Annotated in this window: 9 protein-coding genes; 2 read left to right on the top strand and 7 right to left on the bottom strand. The window is 57.3% G+C overall.

Annotation, left to right across the window (positions count from 1 at the left end):
- Positions 1–402: 402 nt before the first annotated feature.
- The 7 genes from ABGT74_RS02230 to ABGT74_RS02200 all read right to left on the bottom strand — a co-directional run bounded on the left by ABGT74_RS02230 (position 403) and on the right by ABGT74_RS02200 (position 7,589).
- Positions 403–1,356 carry a GTP-binding protein gene (locus ABGT74_RS02230; protein WP_346704281.1) on the bottom strand — a complete coding sequence of 318 codons (954 nt, stop codon included), beginning with the start codon at positions 1,354–1,356 and terminating at the stop codon, positions 403–405.
- Positions 1,357–1,369: 13 nt separating this feature from the next.
- Entirely contained in the window at positions 1,370–2,464 is a 1,095-nt protein-coding gene (locus tag ABGT74_RS02225; RefSeq protein ID WP_346704280.1) for a CobW family GTP-binding protein, read from the bottom strand.
- Between the two features lie 145 nt (positions 2,465–2,609).
- Positions 2,610–3,947: a hypothetical protein gene (locus ABGT74_RS02220; protein WP_346704278.1), complete on the bottom strand. Its 1,338-nt coding sequence runs from the start codon at positions 3,945–3,947 to the stop codon at positions 2,610–2,612.
- 141 nt (positions 3,948–4,088) lie between these two features.
- Positions 4,089–5,186 (bottom strand): DUF4179 domain-containing protein, encoded by a 1,098-nt coding sequence (locus ABGT74_RS02215; protein WP_346704277.1) that lies wholly within the window; start codon positions 5,184–5,186, stop codon positions 4,089–4,091.
- The gene (locus ABGT74_RS02210; protein ID WP_346704276.1) at positions 5,170–5,664 is read right to left on the bottom strand and encodes an RNA polymerase sigma factor; all 495 of its coding nucleotides are present in this window, start codon (positions 5,662–5,664) and stop codon (positions 5,170–5,172) included. Before ABGT74_RS02210 ends, ABGT74_RS02215 begins: the two co-directional genes overlap by 17 nt.
- Before the next feature lie 163 nt (positions 5,665–5,827).
- The gene (locus ABGT74_RS02205; RefSeq protein ID WP_346704275.1) at positions 5,828–7,255 is read right to left on the bottom strand and encodes a permease prefix domain 1-containing protein; all 1,428 of its coding nucleotides are present in this window, start codon (positions 7,253–7,255) and stop codon (positions 5,828–5,830) included.
- Positions 7,242–7,589 carry a helix-turn-helix transcriptional regulator gene (locus ABGT74_RS02200; protein ID WP_346704274.1) on the bottom strand — a complete coding sequence of 116 codons (348 nt, stop codon included), beginning with the start codon at positions 7,587–7,589 and terminating at the stop codon, positions 7,242–7,244. Before ABGT74_RS02200 ends, ABGT74_RS02205 begins: the two co-directional genes overlap by 14 nt.
- Before the next feature lie 167 nt (positions 7,590–7,756).
- Between ABGT74_RS02200 and ABGT74_RS02195 the strand changes: the two genes are divergently transcribed.
- Together ABGT74_RS02195 and ABGT74_RS02190 are read left to right on the top strand one after the other, a co-directional pair.
- The gene (locus tag ABGT74_RS02195; protein ID WP_346704273.1) at positions 7,757–8,353 is read left to right on the top strand and encodes a TetR/AcrR family transcriptional regulator; all 597 of its coding nucleotides are present in this window, start codon (positions 7,757–7,759) and stop codon (positions 8,351–8,353) included.
- Complete coding sequence (locus ABGT74_RS02190; RefSeq protein WP_346704272.1) at positions 8,331–9,713, top strand: MATE family efflux transporter; 1,383 nt, start codon at positions 8,331–8,333, stop codon at positions 9,711–9,713. Before ABGT74_RS02195 ends, ABGT74_RS02190 begins: the two co-directional genes overlap by 23 nt.
- Positions 9,714–9,738 lie beyond the last annotated feature (25 nt).

Genomic DNA, 9,738 nt, shown 5'->3' with positions numbered 1-9,738 from the left:
CGATCCAGAACGACAAGCCGGTTCCGGTTGGCGCTGTTGACGGCCTGCGTCCGGTTCTCATGGCTAAGGCTGCGACTGAGTCCTGCCGCAACGGCGGTGTTTATGTAAAGGTTGAGGAGTAATTTCTCCCTTACATAAGCAAAAAACGCATAATGAATCCCCTCAGGCATTGCCTGAGGGGATTTTTCATACCATCGCGCCATAAGGCGCGCATAAAACAGAAAAGAACCATCCACCAATGGTTCTTTTCATAAAAGCCGAGGACATGCGCCTCGGCTTTTATACCAGTGCTGCGCAAAGTTTCGCACGCTATGCGTGTCGGAACTTTGCACAGCTTTGAACGCATCCGCGCATTGCGCGGTGCGTTCCTCTCGCGCGAACCTGTACGGTTCGCGCGACGCATTAGTTGAAGTATACCAGCTCTTCCTCCGGCTTTTCCGCCGAAATGACCTCGCTGGCATGCAATACCGGGCCTTCCCCGCGGTACTGCGGCAGCATTTCAACCGTAATAGACGCGGTCACGCGCACCCAGTCGCGTTGTTTGAGATCCTTTGCGCCCGGCCAGCGGCAGAGGAAGCCCAGAAAGCTGATATCCTCCGCGCAGCAGACCATACCGAAGCGTCCCGGCACAAACGAGCCCTCCGGCACGCCCTTGCCGACGAAAACCTGCGCCAGAAATCGCACGGTCTTGCCGTCATACTTGTTCGGGTCTCCCATCGCGTCAACGTACCACAGGCCGTAATCTGCGGGCTCAATGTCAATTACATCCGCATCCACATCGAACGGCAGCGGCATATTGCGCGCATAATCCTCCGAGTTTCCGTCCACATCGTCCAAATAAATGGTCGCGCGCGGGTTCATGGCGCGAATGTTCTTTTGGTAGAGCATCTCCTTGAGCGCGTCCGTGCAGCGGTTGAACACCACCAAGTCCGCGGTCGTGATATGCTCGAACATCATCGGCCCCATATTGTTGGAATAGAGTTCAAAAGTGGCGGCATTGACCGTGGTGACGATCTGATACAGTTCCCATCGCGCGGGCATTGCAGCCATCAAATCATCCAGCTTCCACATGCCGTTGTATTCGATCAGGATACGGTCGGGGTCGTACTTCTGCTCCACCCGCTTAAGTCGGTTGGGCGTCAGGTCGGATGCCGACTCGATCGGCACAAGTGCCGTCCCCCAATGCAGCAGCTCCTGCTCGTCGTATTCCTCGATGCCCTCTTCACACATCAGCAGCGCTGTGCGCTCGTTCTCTGTGAAATTCGGGTCTGCAAGGATTTCCTTGATAAACTGGGTTTTACCGCTTTCCAGAAAGCCGGTGAACACATAAACCGGAATCGGTTCCCTATTTGGCATACCGTTTTCCTCCTTAGGCTACGCGGAACAAACCGGCGATGCGCTCCTCGTCCAACTCTGCGCCGATCACACACAGACGGCCGGTATAATCCGCCGCACCGCGACGAATCTCAGGCGCACCGGGCACATAGTCAAAGTGCAGCCACTCGCCGCCGTCCGCCGCAGGCACAATGCCCTTGGCACGCAGTACCGTGCCGAGCGAAGGATCACCGAGCGCGGTCAGCGCCTGGTTCAGCTCGTCCTCGGTATACTTATGCGGCGTTTCTACACCCCAGGAGGTGAACACCTCGTCTGCGTCATGGTCATGACCGCAGCCGCAATGATCGTGGTCGTGATGATGGTGATGTTCGTGGTCATGGCAGCCGCAGGTGCAGTCGGGGCCATGGTCATGGTGATGGTCGTGCTCATGCTCATGCTCATGGTCATGGTCATGATGATGCTCGTGTTCATGATCGTGATGATGATGCTCGTGGTGCGGCTCGTGCGCAATCTCGTCGAGCACTTCCTGCACCAGATCACGGCTGCCCTCCATCGTCTGGAGCAGCTGCATCCCGGTCAATTCCTTCCACGGCGTGGTCACGATACGCGCATGTGCATTCAGTCCGCGCAGCAAGGAAACAACCTCATCCAGACGCTTCGCCGGGCACTCCGCCGTGCGGGACAGCAGGATCGCGCCCGCGTGCGCCACCTGATTTTCAAAGAATTCGCCAAAGTTCTTCAGATACATCTTCGCCTTGAGCGCATCGACCACCGTGACAAACGAGTTGAGCTGCACGTCCAGATGCGCGTTCTGTACCGCCGAGATCACGTCGGACAGCTTGCCCACGCCGGACGGCTCGATCAGGATGCGGTCGGGGTGGTACTGCTCGACCACGTCGTGCAGCGCCTTGCCGAAATCGCCCACCAGCGAACAGCAAATGCAGCCCGCGTTCATTTCGTTGACCACAATGCCCGCGTCCTTGAGAAAACCGCCGTCAATGCCGATCTCACCGAATTCGTTCTCAATCAGCACCACCTGTTCGCCCTTCAGCGCATCCGCCAGCAGCCGCTTGATCAGCGTGGTCTTGCCGGCGCCTAAAAAACCCGAAATAATGTCAATTTTCGTCATTTGTTTCGCCTCATTTTCAGTTAAATTCCAGATAGAAATAGTATACCACGTTTTCTGCAAAAAGGAAAGTTTTTCGGTTAGCATTCGCTAATCCTTGCCGCAGGCAGAAAAAAAAAGAGGGCTTTTTAACAAGCCCTCTTTGCTTTTATTTCACCTGACCGCACGCCAAGCCATTGTATTTGGTCACACGGAAGGGGTATTGCACGGTTCTGGTCTCCACGCCGATCTCCTGCAACCCGTTTACCAGGCTGTTAATCACCTGCATATCGTGGCCGCGCTGCGCGACCGACAGCTTCATACGGCTGCCGAAAGATGACACCAGCATCGCAAACGGCTGCACCGCGCATGGCAGCACCGCGCCATAATCCAATATGTACGGCATACAGCTTTCCGGCATTTTGAATCGGCCGACGTTAGTGATAAGGAAGCTGTCCTCCAGCACAAAGTCGCGGCACACCTTCTGTCCTTCCTTCATTTTTTCCGCCAGAGGCATATTCGCCTCGTGCAGCTCGCTGCATCGGTCGGACGCTGCTTTCGCGCGATAGAGCAGCTGTTCGCGCTCCATCTGGCTGTTTAAGAACTCCTTGGTTTTGCGGAACACCTCGGGCAGCGGCAAATCGCGGTACTCCGGCAAGTACGGCAGATCGATGAAGCAGATAAAGTACCGCGTCGTCGCCGTAGGCAACAACGGCCGCAGGTCGACCGGAATCTGCGAAATAACCGGCTTGTCCGGCTCACCATACTTCTGGTCAAAGGCACGCATCAGCAGCGGTGCCACAATGGACAGGGGACTGACACCGATGGATTTACCATAGCTGTGCAGTTGCTCAAACGGGAAAATGACGTCGGTCACCAGTTCCGGCGCATCCCCCTTATCGGTCAAATCCCATGCATGGGACGCTTCGGGCTTTTTCCAGATACCCGTAGGCGAAAATTCCTGATCGGCAAGCTGACGATAACCGTCCGCGCTCTCCTCCGGCGACCAGCGCGTGTCCATACCGCGCACCGAGCCGTCATTTTCGACCGGATACCCGCACAGTGTCAGATACTGGAACAGCACGCAGCGGATAAATTCCTCAAAACCGCGGCCGTCCGAGATCGAGTGCTGATATTCCATGGTGATCGTGTTTTCCTGATAGCCTACCAGAAACAGATAGCCGCGCGTATCGGGCGAACCGATGGTATAGCGTTTTTCCACCCCGTCGAACGGCAGCACCACCGGCGGCAGCACATTCGGACGATAGCGGAAGCTGGTATCGGTCGCTTCCACGCCGAGCATCATATGCGGAAAGCGCAGCAACGCCTGTTCCACCGCCTGCTGCAGCTTGTCCGGCCGCACCTTATCGCGCATACGGATGATATGTCTTGGCACACACGCGACGGTTTCGTGGGTATTGTACAGAAAAATTTTTGCGTAACTATCCGTGCGGAGCAGCGGATAATCCTTGAGCATATCCATTCCTATCCCCTCCGAGGTCAGCATGTAGTGGTTCTCCTGTTTTGATTGTAGCACCGCCCGGCAATTTTGTAAATCGAATCCAGTCGGTTTTTACCATTTCCGGACACAGTGTCCAGTAACAGAAAGCAGCGGCACCCCTTCTGGGATGCCGCTGTTTGTTCGGTTTTACTGCTGCACCGGAATTTCTACGCCGCCGATCGTCAGGGATACAACATCCTCGAGTGGGATAATCTCGCTAAACATATCACCCTTTTGGCAAACGGTTTTGCCATCCTGCGGCTTGATGCTGCCGCCCGCATAGGACATATCCAAGCTGGTGCCATCCGCCTTGCTGACCAGAATCTGCAAATCGTCAAAATACTTCTTCATCTGTGCGCTGTCGTGGTCGGACTGCTTGCCGGACTGCGCGTTCTCGTCCCACTGCACCTCGCTGTCTACCGTGTAATCCACACGCAGCGCCAGCGGGGACAGCGTGATCTCGTCGATGGTCGCGGTCATGCCGTTCAGGTCGATGGCCTGACCTGCCGGCAGATTGATCGAGGTATCCTCGAAATCCAGATTGAACTTGAACGACCAATTGCCCTCAGCAATTACCGTGCGATTCATATCCTCATCGTACACATACAGGTCAATGAACTTTGCCTTCACCGTGCGGCCGTGTACGTCGCCATCACTGACCTCGCGCGTTTCCACATACTGAATGGACGGGTCGGTCGGGTCGGCATCGTAGAAGTACGAGCCGCCGTGCGTGCCGCCGAAATAGCCTGACAGCGAAGTGTCCTCCTCCGCAAAGTTCATCGGTAACACGCCGTCGCCCACCGTTTTGCTTAGGTCGATATCAAACGGTGTCCCGTCCTCCTTGACGATCGAATAGGTGATCGCATAGTGGTACTTATCACCGATGATGGCATCCGCCGTAATCGTCACGCCATTATCTGTATCGCTCGCACCGATTGGGCGACCGATCTGGTCGATGATCTCAGTGTCCGCCGTTGGGCCAAACACACCGGAAAACGCTTCGCCCGCGGTTTTGAACACACCCGACGCGCCCGCGCCGATGCCCAGCACCAGCGCCGCCGCTACACCAACCGCCGCCACGCGCGGCAGACGGGACTTCCGTCCACGCGGTTTTTCCAGCTGCGGTGTGCTTTCGCCCGCCGCATCCAGCAGGTTTTGCACCATGCGCGCCTTAGCCTCGTCTGAGAATCTCAGACCATCCAGTGCATCAGTATACTCTCTGTTATCATTATACGTTCTGTTCATATTCATTCCCTCCCAAAGTCATGCGCAGCTTTTGCCGTCCCCGGCTCAGGTGCGCGGTCACCGCGGATTCGCTGCGGCCCAGTAGGCTCGCAATCTCGCGGACGGAGTAGCCTTCGTAGTAATACAGGTAAACCGCTTCGCGGTAGTTTTCCGGCAGCGCCATCACCGCTTCCAGCACATCGTTTTCGGGTGCTACGGGGGCGGGCGTTTCCGCAACCACCTCAAGCGCTACCGTGCGCCGCCGGAACGCGTTTCTCATCGTGTCTTTGCAGGCGTTCGCAGTCGCGCGGATGATCCACGCCTTTTCATGCGCCGGGCTGTCGAACGTCTGCCCACTGGTCAGCAATTTCAGAAACACGGTCTGGCAAATATCCTCCGCATCCTGTGTATTTTTCAGATAGGTGTACGAAAGCCGCAGAATCAGGTCGGAATAGGTGTTCACCAACCGTTCGGCCTCGGCCCTGTCCAGTTGTATCATGGTTTCATCAACTCCTTTGGCGGCCGTCCGGCCGTGTCAGCAACGTCGCTTCACCTACAATACGAATGAGCAAAGCCTTTGCTGACAGCGGGAGGGAATTTTTTTGCCAAAGCAAAAGACAGCCCTCCGAAGGGACTGCCTTTTAGTATAGCATAGTTTGTCGTTACGGGATAGAACGCGCGTTTTGCGGGGCAAGGCCGCTTTCCAGTTGTCCCGACCGCTGCGCGGACAGCAAAAGCCCGAGCAGCAGCATGGTCTGGCATAGATATATGCCGCCGTAGGACAAAAGCGGCAGTCCATAGCTATCGATCAGGATGATGCCGCAGTTTTGCAGCACATACATGAGGGTTTGCAGCGCAAACGTCACCATCACACCCATGCACACGCTGCGCGCGAGCAGGCCGGTCTGTTTCCGCGCAATGCGGAAGCCCCAGAGGAGCAGCAGCGCCTCTGCGCCAATCAGGAAAGCTGCCCCCGGCCAGCCCCACGTCCATTTGGTTGTCATAAACAGCCAATCGGTCGTCGCATCGTTCCACTGCATGAACATCAGCCCGTTCCCTTGTCCTTCCGGCGAGCCGAACATCATCTGTCTGACAAGCTGACCCCAATATCCTTCGCCCTGCGGACCAACCGAAGGATCAAACGCAATGTAAAACGCATCCCGCACACCGGCATCGAAAAGCAGCAAAAAAGCCACATACACTGCCGCAAAAAGCAACGGCAGCACTGCGAGCAATAGCTTGCCTTTGCTGCGCCGTCCGAACGCCCCGCGCCAGACCGCCATAAACAGAATCCCACAGCACACTACCGTCTGAACAGCAATTGCCGCCATAGAGGGCGCGTGCATCGCCAGAAACCACATGGCAGGCAGCGACAGCAGGCAGATGCAGACGCCGCGCGTCCCCTTGCCGCGCTGCCGAAAGAGGATGCCCGCAAATAACACCGGAAAGAACCATACCCACTGCGCCAGATAGACCAGCTTGCCCATGCTTTCCACACGGAACGGTCCAAAGGTCAGCAGCAGCCCACCGGCAACCCAAAGACCGTACAGCAGCCAGCAACGCCGCCCAAGGATAGTGTAGTCCACGAAATACGCAGCCAGCAGACACACAGCGCCCGCTACATATTTCCCGAAAAACATGTACCATTCCAAATCATTGTTCGAGCGCATACTGTATTGCAGTACCAGTCCCGCCGCCGCGACCACCAGCACGATACCCAGCATCACCCAGTCCGGGCGCGGCCGCCATGTGCGGTCGAGCTGCGTGCCGATTTCGACCGCATCGCCCATCTCTCGCACAGTCGCCTGTGCAGCTGTGTCCTCGTCCATGCCTTCGTCGAGAAAGGCTTCGTACTGGTCGCTCAGATGATCGGCCAGCTCCTTTGCCGCGACCGGGCGCGCCCGTTTCCAGCGCATCTGGGCGGTCGCGCTGCTCACCCAGCCGCGCAGCAGCTCGGGCAACGGCTTTGCGCTGCACCCCTCGGCAGCGGTAGCCAGCGCTTGCAGTTCAGCCGTATCCAGTGCCCGCTCAGCCGCATCGCGCTCGAGCAGATCCAGCAGATACCGCCGCACACCGTCAGGCAAACGCATGGCGTTCTCCCCCCTTCAGCACGCGCTCGACCGCGCCGGAAAACTGCCGCCACTCCTCAGTCTTTTCTGCCAGCCGCGTGCGTCCCGCGTCGGTCAAATGATAATACTTGCGCACCCGCGCACCGTCCGCCGCGCGCTCATAGCTCTGCACCAGCCCCTGTGTTTCCAGCGTGTGCAGCAGCGGATAAAGCGTACCCGCCTTGAGCGAAAACGTGTCGTCCGACCGCTTGCGCAGCCGCTCGATCATCTGATAGCCGTACAGGTCATCCTCCTCCAGCAGCCGCAGCACCAGCAGCGCTGTACTACCCGCGAGCAAGCTTTTGTCGATTGCCATGTTCTATCCCTCTTATATCGGTGTTCGATATATTGATTATATATAGATATCCGATATATGTCAACCACATTTGCATAGACCTCACGCGCATCCCGCTTGACAAACTAACGCCGTTAGTTTATTCTGAAAGTAGAGAAAACTAATCCCGTTAGTTTGGAGGGAATGCAATGGCAAGAAAAGGACTGAGCCGCGATACCATTGTCGATACGGCGGCAGCGCTGGCCGAAGAAAAGGGCATGGAAAACCTGACGCTGCGCGAACTGGCTGACGCTTTGAACGTCAAACCGGCTTCTCTGTACAATCATTTGCAGGGCTTGCCGGAACTGAATGTGCGGCTGGCGGAGCGCGCACTCGACCGTCTGATAGACACGCTTCAGCAGGCGGTCGATATCCGTCCGGTTACGGGTGCGTTGCGTGCGCTGGCGACGTCCTACCGCAGTTTTGCACAGGAACAGCCGCAGCTGTACCGCGCCATGATGATGCTGCCGCAGTTTTCCGATCCCGGTTTAATTGCGCGCAAGCAGGCGTTTATGGATTTATTTGTGCGCATGCTCGCACCGCTCGACCTGCCGTCGGAGGAGCGCGTACATCTATCCCGGCTGATTCGCAGTACACTGCACGGCTTTGTCTCCATGGAGGCTGCCGGCTTTTTCCGCTCTCCGCTGGCAACCGCGGACGAGAGCTTCGAACGCACCACCGAATGGTTATGCGAACAGATTACACGAACGGAGGCGAACGACCATGGCGGAACAAACCACCAGTGAAGCGCAGGAACGCCGTTTTCATCAGATGACCGAGGCGCCACTCGAACCGCTCATCTGCAAAATGGCCGTGCCGACCATCATCAGCATGCTCATCACCTCGATTTATAACATGGCGGACACCTTTTTCGTCGGCAAGCTGGGCACCAGCGCGACTGGCGCAGTCGGCGTAGTGTTCCCGCTCATGGCACTCATCCAGTCGATCGGCTTTTTCTATGGGCAAGGCTCGGGCAGCTATATTTCGCGTCAGCTCGGCGCGCAGCACCATGAAGAGGCCGAACGCATGGCCGCGACCGGTTTTTTCTCTGCGCTCATCACGGGTATCCTGATCCTCGTTTTCGGTTTGCTGCTGCGCAGCCCGCTATGTCACCTGCTCGGCGCAACCGAAACCATCTATCCCTATGCGCTCGACTATATGCAAATTATCCTGTGCGGTGCGCCGTATATGATGGCTGCACTCGTGCTCAATAACCAGCTGCGCCAGCAGGGCAACGCAACCTATGCGATGGTCGGTCTGGTATCGGGCGGCGTACTCAATATCGCACTTGACCCGCTGTTCATCTTTGTGTTTGGTCTAGGCATCAGCGGCGCGGCCTACGCGACCATTCTCAGTCAGCTCGTGAGCTTTCTGCTGCTCCTGCTCGGCATTCGGCTGTCCGGCGGCGTGCAGATTCGGCTGCGGCAGTTTTCCCCCAGCACCAAACGCTTCGCTGCGCTCGCGGGCGGCGGCCTGCCCAGCCTGTGCCGGCAGGGCTTGGCGTCTGTTGCTGTCACCTTCCTCAACACCGCTGCGCGTCCCTATGGAGATGCCGCCATCGCCGCGATGAGCATTGTCTCCCGCGTCTCGCAGTTTGCCGGGTCAGCCATGATCGGCTTCGGACAGGGCTTCCAGCCGGTCTGCGGCTATAACTACGGTGCGCGCAAGTACGACCGTGTGCGCCGCGGCTTCTGGTTCTGCGTCAAATCCTCGTTTCTGGTGCTGCTTGTACTGGCCGTGCTGGGCTGGATTTTTGCCCCTCAGATCATCGCCATTTTCCGCGCAGACGATCCCGAGGTCATCCGCATCGGCACGCTGACGCTGCGGCTGCAATGCCTGTCGTTCCCACTCATCGGCTGGGTGACCATGTGCAACATGCTGCTGCAAAATATCGCGCTGACCATGCGCGCCAGTCTGGTCGCCGCCGCGCGCCAAGGGTTGTTCTTTATCCCGCTGGCGATTATCCTGCCAATGTTTTTTGCGCTGTTCGGCGTGCAGTTGTGCCAGCCGCTCAGCGACCTGTGTGCGTTCGTCCTGTCCATCTTCGTGACCGTTCCCGTGCTGCGCATTCTGGCACAAAACAAAAATCCCGCGCATATGTCATGAAAATATGATATACTGAATGCAACAA

Origin of the sequence: uncultured Agathobaculum sp. (genome assembly GCF_963927765.1) — a bacterium.
In the GTDB taxonomy this organism is placed as follows: domain Bacteria; phylum Bacillota; class Clostridia; order Oscillospirales; family Butyricicoccaceae; genus Agathobaculum.
Note: the sequence above shows the minus strand (reverse complement) of the source record. Positions and strands in the feature narration are given on the sequence as shown.

Coding starts and splice junctions, on each gene's coding strand:
- ABGT74_RS02230 (WP_346704281.1), bottom strand. CDS start 1,356: ATGCCAAATAGGGAACCGATTCCGGTTTATGTGTTCACCGGCTTTCTG.
- ABGT74_RS02225 (WP_346704280.1), bottom strand. CDS start 2,464: ATGACGAAAATTGACATTATTTCGGGTTTTTTAGGCGCCGGCAAGACC.
- ABGT74_RS02220 (WP_346704278.1), bottom strand. CDS start 3,947: ATGCTGACCTCGGAGGGGATAGGAATGGATATGCTCAAGGATTATCCG.
- ABGT74_RS02215 (WP_346704277.1), bottom strand. CDS start 5,186: ATGAACAGAACGTATAATGATAACAGAGAGTATACTGATGCACTGGAT.
- ABGT74_RS02210 (WP_346704276.1), bottom strand. CDS start 5,664: ATGATACAACTGGACAGGGCCGAGGCCGAACGGTTGGTGAACACCTAT.
- ABGT74_RS02205 (WP_346704275.1), bottom strand. CDS start 7,255: ATGCGTTTGCCTGACGGTGTGCGGCGGTATCTGCTGGATCTGCTCGAG.
- ABGT74_RS02200 (WP_346704274.1), bottom strand. CDS start 7,589: ATGGCAATCGACAAAAGCTTGCTCGCGGGTAGTACAGCGCTGCTGGTG.
- ABGT74_RS02195 (WP_346704273.1), top strand. CDS start 7,757: ATGGCAAGAAAAGGACTGAGCCGCGATACCATTGTCGATACGGCGGCA.
- ABGT74_RS02190 (WP_346704272.1), top strand. CDS start 8,331: ATGGCGGAACAAACCACCAGTGAAGCGCAGGAACGCCGTTTTCATCAG.